General features: G+C 72.0%; 21 protein-coding genes and 1 riboswitch. Of the genes, 14 read left to right on the top strand and 7 right to left on the bottom strand.

The genetic code is table 11. The annotated features are described in order from the left end of the window. Positions 1 to 7 precede the first annotated feature (7 nt). Genes AB0G10_RS38875 through AB0G10_RS38860 form a run of 4 tightly spaced genes read right to left on the bottom strand, consistent with a single transcriptional unit; the run spans position 8 to position 6,714 of the window. Positions 8 to 559 (bottom strand): TetR/AcrR family transcriptional regulator, encoded by a 552-nt coding sequence (locus AB0G10_RS38875; protein ID WP_360933960.1) that lies wholly within the window; start codon positions 557 to 559, stop codon positions 8 to 10. A 36-nt stretch (positions 560 to 595) separates the two neighbouring features. Continuing rightward, positions 596 to 4,321: a thiol reductant ABC exporter subunit CydC gene (cydC, locus tag AB0G10_RS38870; RefSeq protein WP_360933957.1), complete on the bottom strand. Its 3,726-nt coding sequence runs from the start codon at positions 4,319 to 4,321 to the stop codon at positions 596 to 598. Beyond that, entirely contained in the window at positions 4,318 to 5,298 is a 981-nt protein-coding gene (gene cydB, locus AB0G10_RS38865; RefSeq protein WP_360933954.1) for a cytochrome d ubiquinol oxidase subunit II, read from the bottom strand. The genes cydC and cydB overlap by 4 nt, the downstream gene beginning before the upstream one ends. Before the next feature lie 9 nt (positions 5,299 to 5,307). Beyond that, positions 5,308 to 6,714 (bottom strand): cytochrome ubiquinol oxidase subunit I, encoded by a 1,407-nt coding sequence (locus AB0G10_RS38860; RefSeq protein ID WP_360933951.1) that lies wholly within the window; start codon positions 6,712 to 6,714, stop codon positions 5,308 to 5,310. A 75-nt stretch (positions 6,715 to 6,789) separates the two neighbouring features. Between AB0G10_RS38860 and AB0G10_RS38855 the strand changes: the two genes are divergently transcribed. From AB0G10_RS38855 to AB0G10_RS38825, 7 genes are all read left to right on the top strand, one after another. Further along, positions 6,790 to 7,137 (top strand): BlaI/MecI/CopY family transcriptional regulator, encoded by a 348-nt coding sequence (locus AB0G10_RS38855; protein ID WP_360933948.1) that lies wholly within the window; start codon positions 6,790 to 6,792, stop codon positions 7,135 to 7,137. After that, positions 7,134 to 8,024, top strand: coding sequence for a M56 family metallopeptidase (locus AB0G10_RS38850; RefSeq protein ID WP_360933946.1), 891 nt, complete (start codon positions 7,134 to 7,136; stop codon positions 8,022 to 8,024). The genes AB0G10_RS38855 and AB0G10_RS38850 overlap by 4 nt, the downstream gene beginning before the upstream one ends. A gap of 124 nt (positions 8,025 to 8,148) precedes the next feature. After that, positions 8,149 to 8,285, top strand: a riboswitch (cyclic di-AMP (ydaO/yuaA leader). 34 nt (positions 8,286 to 8,319) lie between these two features. Further along, positions 8,320 to 9,276 carry an NlpC/P60 family protein gene (locus AB0G10_RS38845; protein WP_360933944.1) on the top strand — a complete coding sequence of 319 codons (957 nt, stop codon included), beginning with the start codon at positions 8,320 to 8,322 and terminating at the stop codon, positions 9,274 to 9,276. Positions 9,277 to 9,415: 139 nt separating this feature from the next. Then, positions 9,416 to 10,657, top strand: a complete 1,242-nt coding sequence (locus AB0G10_RS38840) for an AAA family ATPase (protein ID WP_360933941.1) — start codon at positions 9,416 to 9,418, stop codon at positions 10,655 to 10,657. Then, positions 10,654 to 11,679 carry a tetratricopeptide repeat protein gene (locus tag AB0G10_RS38835; protein ID WP_360933938.1) on the top strand — a complete coding sequence of 342 codons (1,026 nt, stop codon included), beginning with the start codon at positions 10,654 to 10,656 and terminating at the stop codon, positions 11,677 to 11,679. The genes AB0G10_RS38840 and AB0G10_RS38835 overlap by 4 nt, the downstream gene beginning before the upstream one ends. A gap of 108 nt (positions 11,680 to 11,787) precedes the next feature. After that, positions 11,788 to 12,579, top strand: a complete 792-nt coding sequence (locus AB0G10_RS38830; protein WP_360933935.1) for a phosphatase PAP2 family protein — start codon at positions 11,788 to 11,790, stop codon at positions 12,577 to 12,579. A 211-nt stretch (positions 12,580 to 12,790) separates the two neighbouring features. Further along, positions 12,791 to 13,402 (top strand): tyrosine-protein phosphatase, encoded by a 612-nt coding sequence (locus AB0G10_RS38825; RefSeq protein ID WP_360933932.1) that lies wholly within the window; start codon positions 12,791 to 12,793, stop codon positions 13,400 to 13,402. Between the two features lie 94 nt (positions 13,403 to 13,496). On the opposite strand, the gene AB0G10_RS38820 is transcribed toward AB0G10_RS38825, so the two are convergent. Further along, positions 13,497 to 14,657 (bottom strand): hypothetical protein, encoded by a 1,161-nt coding sequence (locus AB0G10_RS38820; RefSeq protein ID WP_360933929.1) that lies wholly within the window; start codon positions 14,655 to 14,657, stop codon positions 13,497 to 13,499. A 191-nt stretch (positions 14,658 to 14,848) separates the two neighbouring features. Here AB0G10_RS38820 and AB0G10_RS38815 point away from each other — a divergent pair, with 191 nt between their 5' ends. From AB0G10_RS38815 to AB0G10_RS38795, 5 genes are all read left to right on the top strand, one after another. Further along, entirely contained in the window at positions 14,849 to 15,787 is a 939-nt protein-coding gene (locus AB0G10_RS38815; RefSeq protein WP_360933926.1) for a 3,4-dioxygenase subunit beta, read from the top strand. Positions 15,788 to 15,852: 65 nt separating this feature from the next. Next, positions 15,853 to 16,530 carry a response regulator transcription factor gene (locus AB0G10_RS38810; protein WP_360933923.1) on the top strand — a complete coding sequence of 226 codons (678 nt, stop codon included), beginning with the start codon at positions 15,853 to 15,855 and terminating at the stop codon, positions 16,528 to 16,530. Between the two features lie 22 nt (positions 16,531 to 16,552). Further along, positions 16,553 to 17,899 (top strand): ATP-binding protein, encoded by a 1,347-nt coding sequence (locus AB0G10_RS38805; RefSeq protein WP_360934087.1) that lies wholly within the window; start codon positions 16,553 to 16,555, stop codon positions 17,897 to 17,899. Between the two features lie 62 nt (positions 17,900 to 17,961). Next, positions 17,962 to 18,678: a Pr6Pr family membrane protein gene (locus tag AB0G10_RS38800; RefSeq protein WP_360933920.1), complete on the top strand. Its 717-nt coding sequence runs from the start codon at positions 17,962 to 17,964 to the stop codon at positions 18,676 to 18,678. A gap of 195 nt (positions 18,679 to 18,873) precedes the next feature. After that, positions 18,874 to 19,074, top strand: coding sequence for a hypothetical protein (locus AB0G10_RS38795; RefSeq protein ID WP_360933917.1), 201 nt, complete (start codon positions 18,874 to 18,876; stop codon positions 19,072 to 19,074). Between the two features lie 207 nt (positions 19,075 to 19,281). On the opposite strand, the gene AB0G10_RS38790 is transcribed toward AB0G10_RS38795, so the two are convergent. Then, complete coding sequence (locus AB0G10_RS38790) at positions 19,282 to 19,731, bottom strand: hypothetical protein (protein ID WP_360933914.1); 450 nt, start codon at positions 19,729 to 19,731, stop codon at positions 19,282 to 19,284. 192 nt (positions 19,732 to 19,923) lie between these two features. On the opposite strand from AB0G10_RS38790, the gene AB0G10_RS38785 reads away from it, so the two are divergent. Both AB0G10_RS38785 and AB0G10_RS38780 read left to right on the top strand, forming a co-directional pair. Further along, positions 19,924 to 20,382, top strand: coding sequence for an SRPBCC family protein (locus AB0G10_RS38785; RefSeq protein ID WP_360933911.1), 459 nt, complete (start codon positions 19,924 to 19,926; stop codon positions 20,380 to 20,382). Between the two features lie 232 nt (positions 20,383 to 20,614). Continuing rightward, entirely contained in the window at positions 20,615 to 20,761 is a 147-nt protein-coding gene (locus AB0G10_RS38780; RefSeq protein ID WP_360933908.1) for a hypothetical protein, read from the top strand. A gap of 35 nt (positions 20,762 to 20,796) precedes the next feature. Here AB0G10_RS38780 and AB0G10_RS38775 read toward each other — a convergent pair whose 3' ends face one another. Further along, entirely contained in the window at positions 20,797 to 21,276 is a 480-nt protein-coding gene (locus AB0G10_RS38775) for a GNAT family N-acetyltransferase (protein WP_360933905.1), read from the bottom strand. Between the last annotated feature and the right edge of the window lie 105 nt (positions 21,277 to 21,381).

Below are 21,381 nucleotides of genomic sequence, written 5' to 3'. Positions count from 1 at the left end.
GCCCCGGTCAGCGAAACGGAGTTACCAGGTCGGTGACCCAGTCGACGGCGGTCGGGGCCTCCTCCGGCGTGCTCGCGTACAGCCCGTTCACGATCAGCCAGATCCGGTCGGCGAAGGAGGGCGGCACCGGGCCCAATTGCCCCACCAGCCGGTCCACCTCGGCGCGGGCCTCGGCCAGATAGGCGCGGGCCACCCTGGCCGGCTCGTCGTCGTCTCCGGGGAACTCGGTGAGGTAGTTGCGGAAGGCGCATCCGCGGTAGCCGGGCCTCCGCACCCAGTCGGCGATCTCGGCGACCAGGGCGATGAGCCGGTCGGGTGGGGTGGTGGCCCAGCGCAGCGCCTCGCCGGCCGACTGGGCGCGTTCGCGGCGCACCAGGTCGAGGTAGGCGGCGGCGAGCCCGGCCTTGCTGGGGAAGTGCCGGTACAGCAGGTTCTTGCCGCACCCGGCCACCTCGACGACCTGCGCCATGCCGACGGCCCGCACGCCGTGCTCGTAGAAGAGCCCGGCGGCGGCCGTCAGGATCGTGTCGCGGGTGCCCGGCGCGGGTGTTCGTGCCATGACGCCCAGTTTAGAAGGATCTAACGGACATAAAGGTCAGAGCTTGACGACCCGATCCACCAGATCCAGGCCTTCCGTACGGTGCGCGAACACCAGCACGGTCCGCCCGGACGCCGCGTCCAGCAGGTCGGCCATCAGGGCCCGCGCGCCCTCCTCGTCGATGCCCTCGGTCGGCTCGTCCAGGATCAGCACGTCCGGGTCGGCGAGCAGGGCCCGCGCGGTCGCGAGCCGGCGACGCTGCCCGCCGGAGACGGTGCTGCCGCCGGTGCCGAGCCAGGTGTCCAGCCCCTCCGGCAGCCCGGCGATCCACCCGCCGAGACCCACCCGCGTCAGGGCCGCGAGGAGCTGGGGGTCGGTTGCGGCGGGTGCCGCGAGACGCAGGTTCTCGCGTACGGTCGACGCGAACACGTGGGCGGTCTCGTCGCCGACGAGGACCGTCCTGCCGCCCTGCTCGAGGGTGCCCTCCCAGGGGTCGAGCAGGCCGCCGAGCACGGCCGCGAGGGTGGACTTGCCCGATCCGGAACGGCCCGTGACCGCCGTCCGCGAACCGGCCGGCAGCGTGAGGTCGAATCCGTCGAGGACCGGGTCGCGGGTGCGGTCCCAGCCGGCGACGAGTCCTCGTACCCTCAAGGAAGCGCAAGCGGGCCGCTCAGGCCGACCCGTCGTGGCGTTGGTGGGTTCCTCGGCGGTCAGCGTGGACACGCGCCGGGCGGCTCCGGCGGCCTGGCGGCGCGCGATCGCCGTTTCCGGCAGCGTCACGACGGTCTCGCCCAGCACGATCATGCCGAGCAGGAACACCGCGCTCCATTCGGCCGGAAGTCCAGCGCCGGCGAGCAGGAGCGCGGTCGCCGTCGCCGCGGCACCCCACCCGAGATGCGCCGCCGCCGAGGCGAGACCCGCCTCGCGCGCCGCGTGCGCCTCCAGCTTCGCGAGGGTCCGGCTGCGATCCATGGGTACGGCGGGAGCCGCCGCCCCGGTGCTGATCTCCTCGATGCCGTCGACGGTCTCCACCACGGCGTCGCGGAGCGCGGCCCGGGCCGTGCCCGTCGCGGCGTCGAGCCGGTTCGCCTGCCAGGCCGCCACCAGCGGCGCGCCCACGCCGGCGACGAGGACGCCGATCGCGAGCGGAATGAGCATGACGGGTGCGACCCCGGCGATCACCAGCCCGGCCACCACGATCGTGGCGGCCGTGGCGAGGGCCGGCAGCCGTCCCCGCAGCAGCCCGTCCACCTGGGCGTCGACGTCGTCCACAAGCTTGGTGAGCAGGTCGCCGCGCCGATGCTCGCGCCGTCCCGGCACGCGCGGGATCAGCTCGGCGTAGACCCGTGCCCGCTGCCGCCCGAGCCGCGCGAACGCCAGATCGTGCGCGACGAGGCGCTCGAGGTAGCGCAGCAGCGGCCGGGCCACGGCACTGCCCCGGACCAGGACCACCGCACCGGAGAGGGTGAGGACGGGCGGCAGCGTCGAGGCGCGGACCAGCAGCCAGGCGGCGGCGCCGGTCAGCAGGATGCCGGCCAGCGTGGCGGCGGCCCCGAGCGCGACGGCGACGGCGGGCCGGCGGAGCAGCCCCCGGGTTTCCGGGGTGTGGTCCAGGTCCTGGGTAGCGGCCCGTTCCTGGGCACGCGGTTGCTGTTCCTGGGCACGGGGCTGCTGTTCCTGGGCACGGGGCTGTTGTTCCTGGGCGCCGAGCCGGGGCTGCTGGATGCCGGGCGGCGCCAGATCGACCACGCGGTCGGCGGCGGCCAGCAGCGCGGGACGGTGCGCCACGACCAGGACGGCGCAGCCCCGGGCGGCGAACTCGGCGAGCCGCTCGATCACCGACCTCTCGGCGGCGGCGTCGAGGTGGGCGGTCGGTTCGTCGAGCAGAAGCGTCACCACGGACCGTCCGCGGGTTCGCGCCGACGCCCGGCCGAGCCCGGTACCGGTGTTCGTCGCCGCCTCGTGCGCGACGGTATCGGCTGCCTCCTCCAGGATGGCGGCCACCGCGTTCTCGGTGACGGCCACGGAGGCGCGGTGCAGCAGGGCGGCCAGCGCGAGCCGCTGCCGCTGCCCGGACGAGATGCCGGCGCCGTGCTCGCTCAGCGGCGTGGCGGCCGTGACCTCGCCGTCCAGGCCGGTGGTCCGCAGCGCCGCCGCGATCGCGGCCGGGGAGGTGCCGGCCGGGAAGACGTCGGCGACCGTGCGAGCGTGCGGGAGAGAGGGACGTTGCGAGAGATAGAAGGTACGCCCGACGGCCAGGGCACCCGACTCCGCCGGATGCAGCCCGGCGAGCACGCGCAGCGCCGTGGTCTTGCCGGCCCCGGAGGGTCCCCGCAGAGCGACCGTCTCGCCGGCCCGGACCGCGAGTTCCGGCAGTACCAGGGCGTCGGTCGCCGCCCCGGGATAGCGGGCCCGGATACCGGCCGCCCGGACCCCCCACCGCCCGGCGGCGAGGGCACCCATCGCCGGCCGGACCGTCCCCGGGCTCGCCGTTCCCCGGTCCGTGGTCGCCGGCTCCTCGCGCGTGGCTGCCGGCTCCTCCCGCGTGGCTGCCGGCTCCTCCCGCGTGGCCGCCGGCTCCTCGCGCGGGGCCGCGCCGGATCGGGGGGTCGTCGTCAGGATCTCGTCGACGTCGGCGATCACCGCTGTGGCGTCGGTGGCGGCGTGGTAGCGGGCTGCCATCTCGCGCAGCGGGCGGTACGCCTCCGGCGCCAGCAGGATCACCAGCAGCGCCGGGGCGAGATCCAGGGAACCGGCGGCTACCCGGAGGCCCACCTCCACGGCGATCAGGCCCACCGAGAGGGTGCCCACGAGGTCCAGCGCCGTGGAGGAGAGGAAGGCCACGCGCAGCACCCGCATGGTGGCCTTCCGATGCTGGTCGGTGAGGTCGGCGATCACCTGGATCTGGCGTTCGGCCCGGCCGAAGACCTTCAGGGTGGCCAGGCCCCGGACCACGTCCAGGAAGTGGCCGGCCAGGCGGGCGTCGGCGGCCCAGCGCTGGTTCGCCCGTGCCTGGGTGGCCCAGCCGATCAGGGCGCCGAGCACCGGGATCAGCGGCAGGGTCAGCAGGGCCACGATCGCCGACATCGGATCGATCGAGGCCATCACGAGGATGACCAGTGGCGGGAGGCTCACGCCGAGGGCCAGCGAGGGAAGATATCCGGAGAACCACGGCTTCAGCGCGTCCAGACCGGTGCCCAGGACGGTGGTGAGCCGGCCCGAGCCGTAGGACGCCACCCACGCGGGGCCGCGCCGCACCACCGTGTCCAGGATGGAGCGGCGGAGCTCGTCGGTCACGCGGGCCGCGGTGCGCCGGGCGGTGACCTGCTCGGCCCAGGCCAGGGCGGCCCGTGCCGTGAAGGCGCCGGCCAGCAGGACGACACCGGTCGTACGGTCGCCGGTGACGATCCAGCAGAGCGCCACCGCGAGGGCGATCGTGGCCGCGGCCTGGCCGGCGCCGATGAGGGTGAGCAGGGCGATGCCGGCGCGGCTGCCCCTGGCGTGCCGCAGCAACCGGGGATCGACCGGCCCCCGAGCCACCCGCCGCTGTCCCGCCGCGCCCACCGTGCCCACCGCGCCGACCGCGCCGACCGCGCCGACCGCGCCGACCGCGCCGACCGCGCCGACCGCGCCGACCGCGCCGACCGCGCCGACCGCGATCTTGGACGCTTCACCACCGTTCGGGGTGGGGAAGCGTTCAAGATCCGCTGGGGGAGAGCCGGAGGGCGAGGCCGGGCGCGAGGCTGACGGGCGCGAGGCTGACGGGGAGGCCGGGGCGGTCATGAGGCGACTCGTTCGCTGGCGATGCGGCGGCGGAAGACCCAGTAGGACCAGGCCTGGTAGGCCAGTACGCCGGGCAGGACGATCACGCCGGCGATGGTGATCAGTTCGAGGGCCTCGGGGCCCGCGGCGGCGCCGGTGCGGGTCAGCGACCACGCGTCGGACAGGGTGCTGCGCAGGACCACGTCGCCGTGGGCCAGGAACACCGCGACCACGGCGGCCGCCACGCCGCCGGCCACCGCCACGAAGGAGGAGGCCTCGCGGGCCCGGCGGGCCAGCACGCCGGCGCCGAAGCTGAGGACGGCGGCCAGGAGGGCGACGCGGGACCCCGTACCGATGCCGGCGATCAAAAGGGCGACCGCCCCGCCGATGCCCGCGTGGCGTGCCAGGTCGCGTGCCCGGCGGCGCACCGGCCCGGTCGTGCGCAGCGAGAGGAAGGTCGCACCCAGCAGGATCGCGGCGAGGAGCGCGCCCAGCGCGCCGAGCCCGGCCGCCGGAGTGAGGAGTGGATCGAGGCTGCGGCCGAGGCCGGTGCCGGTGACCTCGCCGTCGGCGCCGAGTGCGAGGCCGTGCACGAAGACGCCGAGGACGGCGCCCCACAGCAGCACGATGCCCGTCGACGAGACGGAGAGCAGCAGGTCGGCGCGGCGGCGCCAGGTCGGGCCGGAGTGCTTGCCGCGGAACTCCAGCGCGACGCCGCGGACCGCCAGGAGCAGCAGGATCAGCACCATCGGCAGGTAGAGCGCGGAGAGCAGGGCGGCGTACCAGTCCGGGAAGGCCGCGAAGGTCACGCCGATCGCGGCGACCAGCCAGACCTCGTTGCCGTCCCAGAAGGGCCCGACGGTACGGATGACCGCACCGCGCTCGTGTTCGTCCCGGCCGAGCAGCGGGGTGAGCATGCCGACGCCGAAGTCGAAGCCCTCGAGGACGAAGTAGAGCACCCAGGCGAGGACGAGGACCGCGAACCAGAAGGTGATCATGAGGGTCTCCTAGTAGGCCGGAACCGGCTCGGGCGCTGATTCTTCCGAGATGTCGGGGGCGAGCGGCTTGAGCGACAGGTGTACGACCAGGCGCCACCACACCACCGCGAGCAGGCCGTAGACGATCGTGAAGCCGGCCAGCGACGCGATCACCTCGGCGCTGGTGAGGCCGGGCGAGATCCCGTCGGACACCTTCGAGATGCCGAACGCGAGCCACGGCTGCCGCGCCGTCTCGGTGAAGACCCAGCCGAACGTGTTGGCGGCCGCCGGCAGCAGCGGGGCGATCCAGATGACGCGGCGGAACAGCGCCGGCGTGCCCCGGCCCGGCTGGAGCAGGCGGGGGAGGAACCGCACCCGGAACGCGTACGACGACCACAGGTGGAACGCCGCGACGGCCATCGCGAGGATCCCGGCGCCCATCATGAGCCGGAAGGTCCAGAACGCCACCGGGATCATCGGCACGTAGCTGCCCGGCCCGTACTGCGCCACGTACGCGGCCTGAAGGTCGTCGATGCCCTGGACCGTTCCGTCGAACGAGCCGGTGCCGAGGAACGACAGCAGCTTCGGCACCTCGATGCTGAAGAACGGCCGGTCGTGCCCGAGCTCGCCGATCGCGAAGATGGAGAAGGGGGCGCCCGTGGTGGTCTCGTAGAGCGCCTCGGCGGCCGCCATCTTCATCGGCTGCACGGCCGTCATGACCTTGCCGAGGTGGTCGCCGCTGATGACCGTGCCGAGCCCGCCCACGAGCATGGTCCAGGCGCCTGCCCGGGACAGCGTCGTGAACGCCGCGTGCGCCGAGGCGCGCCACACCCCGATGGCGAGCAGCAGGCCGCCGCCGGCCATCGCCGCGCCCGCGATGGTGTGCGGGAAGGCCGCGAGCACCACCTCGTTGGTCAGCAGCTCGGTGAAGCTCGTGAGGTGCGCCCGGCCGGTCTCCGGGTCGAGGGCGTACGCCACCGGGTTCTGCATGAACGAGTTGGCCGCCAGGATGATGTATGCCGACAGCAGCGTGCCCACCGCGACGATCACGATGGTGGCCGCGTGCACCTTCCGGGGCAGCCGATCCCAGCCGAAGTACCAGAGCGCCAGGAATGTGGCCTCCAGGAAGAAGGCGAGCATCCCCTCGATCGCGAGGGTCGGCCCGAAGACGTCGCCGTAGAACCGGGCGAACGCGCTCCAGCCGAGCCCGAACTGGAACTCCTGGACGAGCCCGGTGACGACCCCGACCGCGAAGGTGGCGATCAGCAGCTTGCCCACGAACTTCGTGAGATGAAGGTATTTCTCCGAATCCGTGCGCATCCACGCGAGGTGCAGCCCCGCGGCCGTCGCCGCCAAGGTGATCGACAACGGCACGAACAGGTAGTGGTAGATCGTCACGACCGCGAACTGAAGCCGGGTCAGATCGAGCACGTCCATCTTCAAGTCCCCCTACGACGCTTCGTAGTAGATACTACGACGTGTAGTACGACGCCGTGCAGTAGGATGGGACACATGGCAATGGGGGACCTCGAGCGCGACGTCATGGCGAAACTGTGGGACGCCGGGGAGCCGCTGACCGTCCGCCAGGTCCACGAGCTGCTCAGCCGGGACCGCGACCTGGCGTACACCACGGTCATGACCGTCCTCGACCGCCTCGCGAAGAAGAAGCTGGTCATCCAGCAGAAGGCCGACCGCGCCTACCGCTACGTGCCCGCGCAGACCCGCGAGGAGATGACCGCGGGCGTGATGCTCGACGCGCTCAGCGCCACCCCCGACCGGGACGCGGCGCTCGCCTACTTCATGGGGCAGCTGCCGCCCGAGGCCCTGCAGGCAGCGATCGAAGCAGCCCGCAAGCGGTGACCGCGCTCCTGCTGGGCGCTCTCGGACTGACGCTGTCGCTGGTCGCGCCCGGCATCCTGGCGAAGGCGCGCTGGCCCGACCGCGCGCCGGTCGCCGCCGTCGTGCTCTGGCAGGCCCTCACCCTGACCGCGGTGCTCTGCGCCCTCGGCGTGGTGCTGGCCGCCCCCGAGGAGCTGACCCGCGCCGCCGGCACCCGGCACCCGGAGACCGCGGCCGCGCTGATCTTCTCGCTCGCGGTGGCCGCCACCATCGTGATCCGGCTGCTGATCTCGCTGGCCAAGGTGATGTCCCGGGCCCGCGCCCGCCGCGACCGGCACCGGATGCTCGTCGACCTGCTGGACCGGGTGGAGCGCCGCGAGGAGATCCCCGGCGGCGAGGTGCGGGTCCTCGACGGGGCGCTGCCGATGGCGTACTGCGTGCCCGGCCGGGATCCGCGGGTGGTGCTCAGCGACGCGGTCCTCCAGGTGCTCGACCGGGACCAGGTCGACGCCGTCCTCGATCACGAGCGGGCCCACCTGCGGCACCGGCACGAACTCGTGATGGAGTCGTTCACGGCCTTCTACCAGGCCGTCCCGGGGCCGCTGCGGAGCCGGGCGCCGCTGGACGCCGTACATCTGCTGTTGGAGATGGTGGCGGACGATGCCGCAAGGCGCCGCACCGGGCCCGAGCCGCTGCGGGCCGCGCTGGAGCGGCTCGCCGATGCGATGCCGCTGGCCGAGGAGGCCACGGGGGAGACGCGACGGCGGCGGCTGGCTCGTCTGGACCTCCCGGACAGCACGCCCTTCGCGGTGGCCGCCGGCGTCGCGGCGCTCGGCCTGCTGGTGCTACCGACAGTGATCCTGGTGGTGCCGTGGCTCGCGCGCGCCCTGCACGCCTGGCCATTCTGATCACCCTGGGTAATGGAAATGGTGCGCACGGTTTCGCCACGCGGGCGACCTTTCGTATACCGAACCGAGACCGGTACGGTGGTGCCCGGTCCGGCAGCCCCCCATTCGACCACCCGGCCGATCTGCCGAACCGCCGCCTAATCGCTGAAAAAGCGAGCCGGGGACCCAGGTAGTCCGGGGTGAAGCCGCTCCCCCCGAGCGGCCGGGCAGCTTCCCGCCCGAACCCGTCAGCTAACCCGGTCGGCGGTTGGATGGGAAGAAAGGACAACGCACCGAGGTGAAACGGAAAGGCGTCTTGCGCGGTCTGATCTGCGTGATGGCCGCAGCCGGAATCATTCTCACCGGTCCCGCTGTCGCCCACGCCGAGCCCACGCCGGCAAGCGTCGAGAAGCAGATCGACGAACAGTGGAACAAGCTCGAGCCCGTCATCGAGGAATACAACTCGGTGCACACCAAGCTGAAGAAGCTGCGCAAGCAGCAGTCCTCGCTGGCGAAGACGCTGACGCCGCTGCAGGTGAAGGTGGACGTCGCGATGGCGCAGGTCCGGGGCCTGGCCGTCGACGCGTACATGCAAGGCCCGCCGAACGCGTTCAACGCGATGCTGATGAGCGGTTCCCCGACCGGGCTGACCGAGAAGCTCTCGCTCCTCGACCAGCTCGCTCAGAACCAGACGGCGTCGATCGAGAACGTGGCCAAGCTCCGCGACAAGTACGCCGGGGACAAGGCGACGGTGGACCAGCTCGCGACCGAGATCGCGGCCCGGGACAAGGATCTCGCCAGCAAGAAGAAGGCGATCGAGAAAGAGATCGACAAGCTTCAGAAGGCGCGGATCGCGGCCTACGGCACGGCGGACGTCGACGACGGCCCGCTGCGCACCGGCCCCTGCCCGGTCACCTACACCAACGACAAGGGCGGTCGCGCGGCTCAGAAAGCGTGCGATCTGATCGGCAAGCCCTATGTCTTCGGCTCCAACGGCCCGAACAGTTATGACTGCTCGGGTCTGACGCAGAAGGCATGGGCGTCGGTCGGCGTCTCTCTCGAGCATTACACGAAGGACCAGTACGGTTCGACCAAGTCGGTCAGCCGGGGCGAATTGAAGCCGGGTGACCTCGTCTTCTACTACTCCGACGTGCACCACGTCGCCATCTACATCGGTGGCGGAATGGTGGTGCACGCGCCGCATACGGGCGACCATGTGCGGATGGCGACGATCGACCGCGGTCCCATCGCGGGATATCGCCGGCCGGCGTAGCCGATTCGCCGGAAAGGCCGCTCCGCTCCGTGCGGTGCGGCCTTTTCTTTTGTACGGGGAACACTGTGTGTGACGGTGACCACAGGGCCGTTCCCATCCGGCGACTCGCTCGTGACCGGCAGGGGCATAATCGCCTGTCATGAGCGACGCCTTGATCGAGAGCCTCTCCGCCGCGGTGGAGGCCCGCCCCGACGACCTCCCGCTGCGCCTGCACCTGGCCGAGCTGCTGGTCGCCGCGGGCCGCGGCGCCGAGGCGATCGCACACGCCGCTCAGGTCCTCACCCGGGAGCCCGCCAACCAGGCCGCGCAGCAGTTGATGGCACGAGCTCTCGGAAACCCGCCCGAGCCCGCCTCGCCCGCGCCCGCCTCGCCTCCAGCCGCCCCGCCCGCGCCCGCTCCTGCCGGGTTCGACTGGGCGGCCATGGAGCAGCAGTTCGGCGACGTCGTCCCGCCGCGGTTCACCAGCGACGGCGAGCCCGACCCGGTGCGCGGCCACCAGGACCGGGTCTTCGACGTCGAGCGCTCCACCGTCACCCTGGCCGACGTCGGTGGCATGGCCGACGTGAAGAAGCGCCTCGAGGTCAGCTTCCTCGGCCCGCTGCGCAACCCGAAGCTGCGCTCGCTGTTCGGCAAAAGCCTGCGCGGTGGCCTGCTGCTCTACGGCCCGCCCGGCTGCGGCAAGACGTTCCTGGCCCGCGCCGTCGCGGGGGAGATGGGCGCCGCGTTCATCTCGCTGAGCATCACCGACGTGCTGAACATGTGGATCGGCAGCTCCGAGCGCAACCTGCACGACCTGTTCGAGTCGGCCCGCGGCCACGCGCCGTGCGTGCTGTTCCTCGACGAGATCGACGCGCTCGGCCACAAGCGCAGCCAGTTGCAGTCGTCCATGCGTACCGTGGTGAACCAGCTGCTGACCGAACTGGACGGTGTCGAGGGCGGCAACGACGGCGTCTTCGTGCTGGCGGCCACGAACGCGCCGTGGGATGTCGACGCGGCGCTCCGGCGTCCGGGCCGGCTGGACCGTACCGTGCTGGTGCTGCCACCGGACCGCCCGGCCCGCGCCGCGATTCTGGAATATCACCTGCGGGACCGCCCGGTCGCGGGCATCGACCTGGACGCCGTGGCCGCCGCGACCGAGCACTATTCCGGCGCCGACCTGGCCCACCTCTGCGAGACCGCCGCGGAGTACGCGATGCGCGACTCGATCGCGTCCGGCGAGATCCGCATGATCGGGCAGGCCGACATGCTGGCCGCGGCCCGCGAGGTGCGCCCGTCCACCGACGCCTGGTTCGGCACGGCCCGCAACGTCGCGATGTTCGCGAACGAGAGCGGCGAATACGACGACCTGGCCGCCTACCTGAAGAAGCGCAAGGTTCGGTGACCGCCCCGGCGTACCGGGCGCGCGCCCTCGCCGACGTGGGCCGGCTCGCCGAGGCGGAGAAGGAGGTCCGGGCCGGCCTGATCGAGTCTCCCGCCGACCCGGAGCTGCTCTCCCTGCTCGCCGGCCTGCTGCGCCTGCAGGGGAGGCGCGCCGACGCCCTGGACGCGGCGTCGGCGGCGGTGGCCGCGGACCCGCACCTCCCCGGCGTTCATATCGAGCGTGCCGAATGCCTCATGCTCGACGACGGGGCGGCGGACGACCCGCGGACGGCGGAAGCTCTCCGCGAAGCCGAGGAAGCGGTGCGACTCGATCCGGCGCATGCGCCGGCCCATCGGGTTCTCGCCCGGGTGCTGGCGCTGCGCAAGGATTTCGGCGGGGCGCGCGCCGCTGTCGAGCGGGCCCTGGAACTGCATCCACATTCGGTCACCGACCTGCTGACGCTCGGCGAGATCGAACGTCACGCCGGCAACCGCGGGGCCGCCCGGAAAGCCGTCACCGCCGCGCTCGCCCAGGATCCCGGACATCCGGACGGCCGCTGGCTGATCGCCCTGCTGGATGCCGAGCGGCTGCGCGTCCGCTCCTCCCTGCGCGGCCTGCGTGACCTGGCCGCCGACCATCCGGCCAAGCTCAACAGCGCCGCCCTGGCCTGGCCGGTCCGGGGCCTGCTGGGCGGTCTCCGGCGCGGTCTCGCGGCCGGCGTACCCCTGACCGCCGTCCTCGCCGCCGCCGCCCTGCTCTGGCCGTCCTGGCAGGTCGCCGCCCGCGCGGCCGCCCTCACGGTGGTCATCGTGATGATCGGTTTCGGTCTCCGCGTCCTCATCCCGGCGGGCCTGCTGCCGTGGCGCTGCCTCACCCTGCTGCCGTCGCGACAGCGTCGCGCCGTCCGCGCCGGGTGGGTTGCGGCGGTCGCGACGGTCGCGCTTCTTCTCGGGTACGCCGGGACAGGCCACTGGCTGGCCCTCACCACCGGCTTCGCCGGTCTCGGCGCACTGCTCATGGCGGGCCGTGCCGAACACAGGTAACGGGAATGTTACCGATGCGCGTTACATCACTAAAGGCCGGTTAAATCTTGCACAACACGCAAGTTCGCCGGATGCTTTCCCCCTGCGTTGATCGACGGGGGAGTTGCTGTGACGGTTGCTGAGCGATCCCCGGAGGCGGCCAGGCCGGGACTGTTGTCGGCACTCCGCGAACTCGCCCTGGTGGCGGCGCTGTTCCTGGTCTACAAGGTGGGCCGGGTCGCCGCCGACGGTCACGTCGACGAGGCGTTCCGGAACGCCCGGACGGTCTGGGACGTCGAGCGCCTGCTCCGGCTGCCGAGCGAGCTGACGATCCAGCACTCGCTGCTCGGCTGGCGGACGCTCATCGAGGTGGCGAACACCTACTACGCGTACGTCCACTTCCCGGCCACGGCGGCCTGCCTCATCTGGCTCTACCTCTATCGCCCGGCGCACTACCGCTGGACCCGCAACGTCCTGACCCTGCTGACCGGGACCGCCCTGCTCGTCCACTTCGTGATCCCGCTGGCCCCGCCGCGGATGCTCACCGAGACCGGCATGCTCGACCTGGGCCACCTCTACGGCCCGGCCGTCTACGGCAACCCGCAGACCGACCACCTCTCCAACCAGTACGCCGCCATGCCCTCCCTGCACTTCGGCTGGGCCCTGGTCGTCGCGGTCGCCCTGATGGCGGCGATCGGCGGCCGGCACCGCGCGCTCTGGCTGCTGCACCCGGCGGCGACGCTGCTGGTGATCGTGGCGACCGGCAACCACTACTGGCTCGACGCGATAGCGGCCGCCCTCCTCACGGCCGCCGCCTATGTTCTGCTCCGCCAGCACCGTCCGGCGGAGATCGAGGCGCCGCCCGCCACCACGTCGATCCCCCGGCAGCGCGCCACCCCTCCCGCCGCTCCCTCCCGCTGAATCCCCCCTCCCTCCTTCCCCCTCCCTCCCGATCTTGTTGATTGGGGACGCGCCGTTCCTGCATGGGTCAACAAGATCGCGGGGAAGGCGGGCGATCTTGTTGATGCGCGACGCCCCGTTCCTGGGCGGATCAACAAGATCGGGAGGGAGGCGGGTGCGGCACGAGATTGCGCGGGGGAGGCGGGGGCGGCGCCGGCACTAGACTGCCGCTGTGAGTCTCGAGTGGCCGGACTGCGTCAACGCCCGTGATCTCGGCGGTACCCCGACGCTCGGCGGCGGCGCCATCCGCCCCGGCGCCCTGATCCGTTCGGACAGTCTCGGGCTGCTCACCCCGGCCTCGGTGGCCGCGCTGCGCGAGCTCGGCCTCGCGCTCATCCTGGACCTGCGCTGGCCGCGGGAGTGCGATAAAGATCCGAGCCCGTTCGCCGGCGATCCGGCCTACCGTAACGTGCCGCTGCTCGACGACCCGCTCGGCTATGAGCCGCCCGAGGACACGTACGCGCCGATGCTCGACCACAACGCCGAGCGGATCGGGCGGGCGTTCCGGGTCATCGCGGCGGCGCCGGCCGGCGGGGTGGTCGTGCACTGTCACGGCGGCCGGGATCGGACCGGCGTGGTCGTCGCGCTGCTGCTGGCGCTGGCCGGGGTCGGCGGGGACCTGATCGCCGCCGACTACGCCCGTACGCAGGGGTGTGAAGCCGACGCCATGCGTGCGACGCTGACGCACGCCGACCGCCGCCATGGTGGCGTCGAGGCCTATCTGCGGGAAGCCGGCGTGTCCGGCGAGGAGCTGGCGGCGATCCGGCAGCGGTTGCTGGCTTGAAAAAAGCGAGAATGGCGAGAACAGCGAGAAGAGCGGCTGCGGCAATGAGCAACGGGCCCCGCCATTCCGGCGGGGCCCGTTGCTTCAGATCGGATCAGGCGACCGCGTAGAGCGCCTCCGGCGTGACCGCGCCCGCGAAGACCCGGCCGTCGTCGGTGATCAGGACGGTGAAGAGCGAGCCGCTGAGCAGCCGGCCGCTGCCCCACGTGCCGCTGACCGGCTCCAGCGTGCCGAGCAGGCCCTCGACCATCTGACTGGCGTCGGCGTTGCCGGCCGACTCCCTCTGCGCTTCCTTGGTGATCTCGTCGAGTGAAGCCGGCAGCTTGCCCGTGAAGATCGTCGTCCAGCCCTCGCCGACCACCTTGAAGTCCTCGGGGTTCGTCCCCTCGGCCTCGGCCTGCTTCCGCGCCTCCTTCTCGGCTTCCTTCGCGTGCTGCTCGACCTTGCCGGCGGACGGCGTGACCTGCTCGATCGCGGCGCCGGGCGGCGGGTTGAACGTGAACTGCTGCGCGTCCGGGACGGTGAAGCTGACCTGCTCGAACGCCACCCGCACGGCGGGCTTCGTGGCGTTCGTCGCGTAGACGTCGACCCGCAGCGGGATGTGCTCCACGGCGTCGATCGCGAGCCGGACCTGGCCGACCAGCGAGTTCGTGTCCTTGGGGCTGAGCACCAGCTCGTAGGCGTCCCGGCCGGCCACCTCGGCGGCGCCGGTCGTGGTCACCTTGGTGCTGCCGTCGATCGCCTTGAGTGCGGCGTCGGCGGCGTCCTGCGGCGTGGACGGGACGCTGCTCGGCAGCGCCTCCTTCCGGGCGTCGGTGACGTCCTTGGGGAGCGTCACGTGCGTACCCGTGTTGTCGCTGCTCTTCCAGATCCACACGTCGTTGCCGTTGTGGATGACGTCGGTCTGGCCGTCGGTGCCGAGCAGGGCGAACCGCTGCTTGTCCTCGCCGGCGTACCAGAGACGGGCCGTGTTGCTGCCGGACACCAGGCTGGTGAGCCCGCCGCCCTCGATGTTCTTCAGCAGCCCGGCGACGCCGGGGAGCCCGAGGTCGGTGCTCTGTACGACGGTGCCGGAGAAGCCTTCCGGATTCGCGTTCTGAAGATCGACCAGCAGCTGCTCGGCGGAGCGCTCGGGCAGGGCCGGGTCGGCGCTCGCCACGATTGTCCCGGCCGCCGCGCCGCCCCCGATGACCGCCACCGCGGCGGCCGACGGAACGAGCCAGCGCAACGCCGGCCTTGACCTGAACACGGACACGATGTCCACCTCCCCTTCTCTGTCAACCATGGTGCTCTGCCACCGCTGTGACGAGGCTGAGAAAGCCCCGTAAGGGACGCCCCCTGCTGGTCGGTCGGTTAGCGTGAAATCGGACTTAAAAGGACAAAAGACGAAGGGCTTTCATGGGTACGTATGAAGGGCGCGCGCTGCCACGACCAGAGGAAGACCTGGTGGATCAGGGTTTGATCTTCGACCTCGGGACGATGGCCCGGCGGCGGCAGGTGCTGAGAGCGTTCGGGCTCGGGGCGGTGGCGCTCGGGCTCGGCGCCTGCGGGGACGGCGACGACGACACCCCCTCGGTGGCGACCTCGGAGACGAACACCGTGAGCGAGATCCCGGACGAGACGGCCGGCCCCTACCCCGGCGACGGCTCGAACGGGCCGAACGTGCTGACCGAGAGCGGCGTGGTGCGCAGCGACATCCGGTCCAGCTTCGGCGACTCGACCACCACGGCCGAGGGCGTGCCGATGACGCTCACCCTGGACCTCAAGGACCTGGCGAACGGCGGCGCGGCCTTCGCGGACGTGGCCGTCTACGTCTGGCACTGCGACCGGGCCGGCCGGTACTCGCTCTACTCCGAGGGGATCACGAACGAGAACTACCTGCGCGGCGTGCAGATCGCCGACGGCGCCGGGCGGGTCACCTTCACCAGCATCTTCCCGGCCTGCTACTCCGGCCGGTGGCCGCACGTCCACTTCGAGGTCTACCCGGGCCGGGCCGACATCGCCGACGCCGGGAACGCGATCGCCACCTCGCAGGTGGCATTGCCGAAGGCGGCCTGCGACACGGTCTACGCGACGAGCGGCTACGAGGACTCGATCACCCACCTGGCGCAGGTCTCGCTGGACGGCGACAACGTGTTCGGCGAGGACTCCGGCGCGAGCCAGCTCGCGACGGTGAGCGGGGACGTGACCGCCGGGTTCGCGGTGTCGCTGGTGGTCGGGGTGGACACCACGACGACGCCGACGGGCGGGCAGCTGAGCGGGGACGGTGCGCCGAGCGGGGCGCCGCCCGGTGGTGGGCCCGGCGGCGGGCCCAGTGGTGGCGGGCCCGGGGGAGCGCCGCCGTCCGGTCCCCGGCCGTCGGGGCCGCCGCCCTCCGGTCCCTGACTCGTCACTGTGAGCGTGCTGAGAGGCGCTCACATGTTCTGGCGGCGGCGTGCCAAGGTGTGGGGGTGCGGTTGCTGGTGGTGGAGGACGAGGCCCGGCTCGCTGCCGCGCTGCGGCGGGGCCTGCAGGCCGAGGGGTTCGCGGTCGACGTGGCGAGCGACGGGCAGGACGGCCTCGAGATGGCCCGCCACGGCGGGTACGACGCGATGATCCTGGACGTGATGCTGCCGCGCCTCTCCGGCTACCGGGTGGTGCGGCAGCTGCGCGAGGAACGGCACTGGCTGCCGGTGCTCATGCTGTCCGCGAAGGACGGCGAGTACGACCAGGCCGACGGCCTCGACTGCGGCGCCGACGACTACCTGACGAAGCCCTTCTCGTACGTCGTGCTCCTGGCCCGTCTCCGGGCGCTGCTGCGACGCGGCGCGCAGGCGCGCCCGGTGAACCTCACCTTCGGCGACGTCGAGCTCGATCCGGCCGAGCGCCGCGTCCTGGTCGCCGGCGACGAGGTGACCCTGACGGCGCGCGAGTTCGCGCTCCTCGAATACCTGATGCGCCGGCCCGGCCAGGTCGTCTCCAAGACCGAGCTGCTCGACCACGTCTGGGACGCGTCGATGGAGACCGCCCCGAACGCGGTCGAGGTCTACGTCGGCTACCTGCGCCGCAAGATCGGCCGGGAGCGGCTGGAGACGGTGCGGGGCGCGGGATACCGGCTCTCCCAGGGCAGCAATGCGCCGGCCGGCTGAGCTGAGCCTGCGGGCCCGGCTCCTGCTGGTCTCGGTTGCGGGCCTGGCGCTCGGTCTCGTGGCCGGGGGCGTGCTGCTGGTCGCGGCGCTCGGCTTCGCCCAGAACCGGGCCGTCCAGACCGAGACCCTGGAGACCGCGCGCGGCGTGAAACGCCTGGTGGACCAGGGTTCGCTGACAAACCCGATTCCGGTCACGCCGGGCGTGCAGGTCCAGGTCATCGATGATGAGGGACGGGTACGCGCGGTGTCCGCGACGGCCGACCGCCTCGTACCCATCCTGTATCCCGACGAGATCGGTGACCTGGCGGACGGCGAGGGCATGCGGATCCCCGGCAATCGGATCGGGTTCGACGGCGAGGCGCGCGTCGTGAAGCTCAGCGCCGGGCCACCGACCGACCCGCTGACCGTCCTGGTCGCCCGGTCGACCGATGAGCTGCGGCAGAGCGTACATCTGCTCCGCATCACCCTCCTGATCCTCTTTCCGCTGATCGTGGGGCTGCTCGCGGCGGGGTTGTGGCGGGCCCTCGGGGCCGCTCTGCGCCCGGTCGACGCGCTGCGTGCCGGCGCCGAGGAGATCACCGGCGGATCCCGGGCCGGCCGGCTGCCGGTGCCGGACTCGCGGGACGAGGTGCATCGCCTCGCGGTCACCCTCAACGACATGCTGCACCGGCTCGACGCCGGCCGGGCCCGGCAGCGGGCGTTCGTCGCGGACGCCGCCCACGAGCTGCGCAGCCCGCTCACGAACATGCGCACCGAACTCGAGGTGGCGCAGCACCTGCCGGACGACACCGACTGGCCGGCCCTCTCCGACGACCTGCTCGCCGACGTGCAGCGGCTCTCCCGCCTCGTCGACGACCTGCTCCTGCTGGCCCGCTCGGACGAGGGCGTGCGGGCCACCGGCCGGGGCGTGGAGACGCTCGACCTCGGCGAGCTGGTCGCCCAGACCGCCGAGCGCTACCCGGACATCGAGGTGATCGAGCCGGGCGAGCCGCTGCCGCTGGTGGGGGAGCCGGACGCGCTGGCCCGGGTCGTGGCGAACCTGCTCGACAACGCGGTGCGCCATCGGGCGTCGAAGGTGACGGTCAGCGCCTCCCGCTCCGACGACCACCTGTCGGTGGTGGTGACCGACGACGGCCCGGGCATCCCGGCGGCCGACCGCGACCGGGTCTTCCAGCGCTTCACCCGCCTCGACGACGGCCGGGCCCGCGACGCCGGCGGCTCGGGGCTGGGTCTCGCGATCGTCCGCGAGCTGGTGCGCCGGCACGGCGGGACGGTGACCCTCGGCGACGCCGGCCCGGGCCTGCGGGTCTCGATCCACCTGCCCGCCGGCAGCGGCGCTCCGCCTTTCGATGCGCCTACCCGCCGGTAGCGGCGCTTCTTCCTGAGCTACGCTCCCGGGCTGCAAGGGATCACTCTCGATCGGAGTCCGGCGTGAAGTCTCGGATCTGGCACGGCACGCTGGCGGGCATCGTCCTGGCATCCCTGATCATCCAGCTGACGCTGACCGCGACGGACCCGGCCCCGGACGCCGGCCCGGCCGTCACCCGCTTCGTGAACCTGTTCAGCTACTTCACGATCCAGAGCAACCTGCTACTGCTCGTCGCCGTGACCGGCCTCGCCCTCGACCCGCACCGCGACGGCCGGCTCTGGCGCGTGATCCGCCTGGACGCGCTGCTCGGCATCGTCATCACAGGCATCGTCTACGCCACCATCCTGGCCGGCCAGGTGGAGCTGACCGGCGCCGCCCGGCTGTCCAACTTCGGTTTCCACTACTTCGCGCCGTGGGCCGCCCTGCTCGGCTGGCTCCTCTTCGGCCCGCGCCCGCGCATCGACGGCCGGACGCTCGCGTGGGCCGCGGTCTGGCCCGCCCTGTGGATCGGCTACACCCTGGCCCACGGCGCGGTGACGGACTGGTACCCGTACCCGTTCTCGGACGTCGTCGCATTGGGCTACCCGGCCGTGCTGGTCAACCTGGGCGCGGTCGTCGTGATCGCCGTCGTGATCGGCGCGATCCTGCGGCTGCTGGATCCGCGCCTGCCGGGTGGCTCGCCCGCTGTTCCGGCCGCCGAGACGCCGGCGGTGCCGCAGCCGCGTCCCAGCGCGGACAGCAGCACCGAGGTGGAGACCAGCGCCGACCGTCAGAGGTAGCCGGCGCCAAGCCGAACCTCGAGCAAACCTCACTCGGCGATCCGAGCGAGCGGTTGGTTTCTTCGAGGTGCACGTCCACAACACTGGAACCGTGCCCATCCTCGCGGGCCTCACCTCGGACGCATGGGTCCTCGCTGCACTCTGCCGCTGATCGTCGCGTACCCCGCCGTGGGGCGGTCGGTCTAACATGCGTACGTGATCGACGAACGGCAGCGGGCGACCACGCCATGGCGTCCGGTCGCTGTCCTCGTCGGCGGAGCCGCGATGATTGTCGTAGCGTTGCTCTACCAACCTCAAGGAACAGGTTGGAGGCTCGGTCTTCAGACCTTGTTGACCATGTTCGGAGCCGGACTTCTCGTCGACGGCTTCCGCAGCCTGCGACGAGGGCGAAAGTAAGTATGAAGCCGGAGTTCACGGGCGACGGAGCTGGGCTATCCCACCGGGCTGATCAACCTGGGTGCGGTCGTCGTGATCGGCGCCGTCCTCCGGCTCCTCGACCCGCGCCCGCCGGGGCTTTCGGTCGTCGTTCCATGTTCGGGCTTCGACCCGGGGCTCCGAGGCCCTGACAGTGCCCCCCTCGGCCACTGTCAGGGTTCGATCGGTTCAGCAGTTGACGTTGTAGATCCAGACCGGGTTGTAGATGCGGATGTACTCGTACGGTCTATAGAGCAGACCGCCGTAGAACACCGAGCAGTCGGTGCCGGCGAAGCAGTCGGTGTCCTTCCAGTAGCGCGGCGCGCCGTTGCTGTCCTGGCCGTTGCTGAGCACCGCGTACGGCCCGACGGCGCCGCACGACAGATGGGAGTTGGCGTCCCGGCTCACCATCAGCATGTGCCCGCTGCGGTTGTGCACCTCACCGCAGGCCGGGTAGGTGCAGTCCGTGCCGCTGGGCGCCACGACGTTGCCGCGCTCGCTGCCCGTCACGTCCTTCACGACGAGGTACTTGCCCGGCGGGACGTCGCCGGCGGGCGCTACGGGTGCGGCCGCGGCCGGTGACGCGCCGAGCACGAGTGACACCACGCAGAACAGTGCCCCGAGAACGGCACCGGACATCTTGATCCGAGGATTCCTCACAGAAGTGATTCCTTCCTTTGCGGGGTTCGGCCGGTGTCAGCGTCGGCGCCCGCCCGTCGGCCCGGCAACGGCCCCGGGCATCCCTGGGACGAAGGGATGGAATCCGGGCGCTGACCAGGCACGACGGCACGGTCTGGGACGGCGCCGGGCGGCCTCGGCTAGGCTGCGGGCGTGCTCGCGGTGATCGAAGTCGTCTCGTTCATCGACGCGGCGCCGGTGACGGTTTTCGATCTGGAACTCGACGTCGACGTTCACGCCGGGTCTCTGGCCGGGAGCGGGGAGACCGCGACGACGAGCACGGGCCGGCGGCGGCTCGGTGCCGGTGACGAGGTGACGTTCCGGGCCCGGCATTTCGGGCTGCGCTGGCGGATGACGAGCCGGATCAGCGCGTACGACCCGCCGCATCGGTTCGTCGACGAGCAGACCCGTGGTCCGTTCCGGGCGATGCGTCACGAGCACCTCTTCGAAGGGCTCGGAGCCGGACGCACACGGATGACCGATCGCATGACGATCCGCGCGCCGTTCGGGCCGCTGGGGGCGGTGGTGGCCCGGATCGTGCTCGTGCCGTACCTCGAAAAGCTGCTGACCGCGCGCGCCGCCCACATCAAGCGCCTGGCCGAGAGCGCCTGACCGAGAGCGCCTGGCCGAGGGCGACAGGCTGAGAACGACCCGCCGGAGCGCGGCCAGGCCACCAGGGTGCACCTCGCCGCGGACCCGACGACATCAAGGAGTGGGGATGCGGCCGATGCGGGATCGAGCCGAGGATGCCGGACGGCTCCTGGCTCCAGGTCCAGCACCGCCGCAGGCACGACACGCTGAAACGGCTGACACATGTATCGGGACTTCAGTACTGACACATCTCATGGGACTGAAGAGCGACGTGCGCACCTGGCAGCTCAAGATGAAGGACCGCGGGTGGCGCCTCCGCACCGACGGCGTCTTCGACAAGGACGCCGAACAGGTCTGCGTGCAGTTCCACCGGGAAAGAAACTCGAGGTCGACGGCGTGATCGGCCCGCCGGCATGCATGCCGGCGGGCCGGAACTCAGCGGCCGGTGCGGAGGAGCATGGTGTCCGCGTTGCCGGTGCGGCCGACGACCGTGAAACCGCAGCGTTCGTAGAGGTGGCGGGCGGTGTTGCCGTCCTCGACGCTGAGGCTCAGGCCGGGCAGGCCGCGCTGCCGGGACATGTTGATGAGGGCGGCCATGAGGCACGACGCCACGCCCTGGCCGCGGGCCTCGGGCAGGACGCCGAGGGTCAGCTCGGGGACGTCGGGGGCCACGAAGCCGTAGCCGGCCCGGCCGGCCGGGAGGGCCCGGCCCCAGGCGGCGCCGGCCGGGGCGCCGCCGATCAGGGCGATCAGGCCGACGTCGCCGTCGCCGGGGAAGCCGTCCAGGTAGCGGCGGGCCATCTCGTCGGTGCGGATCCAGTCCGGGGTGAAGCGATCCTCCGACCAGTTGTAGGCCGTCAGCAACACCCGCTCCAGGAACGGCAGATCCCGGGCATCCGCTTCTCGTAAACGCACGCTCACAACGTACCCATGAAGGTCTTCAACGTGGTGACAAGGGATCGATGGTTTGCCATGATTGGGAGCGCTCCCAGCACGTCTGGCCGAATCCCCCATGGGGCC

It is taken from the genome of Actinoplanes sp. NPDC023714, assembly GCF_040639855.1.
Lineage (GTDB): Bacteria > Actinomycetota > Actinomycetes > Mycobacteriales > Micromonosporaceae > Actinoplanes.
This window is presented reverse-complemented; position numbering and strand designations above follow the sequence as displayed.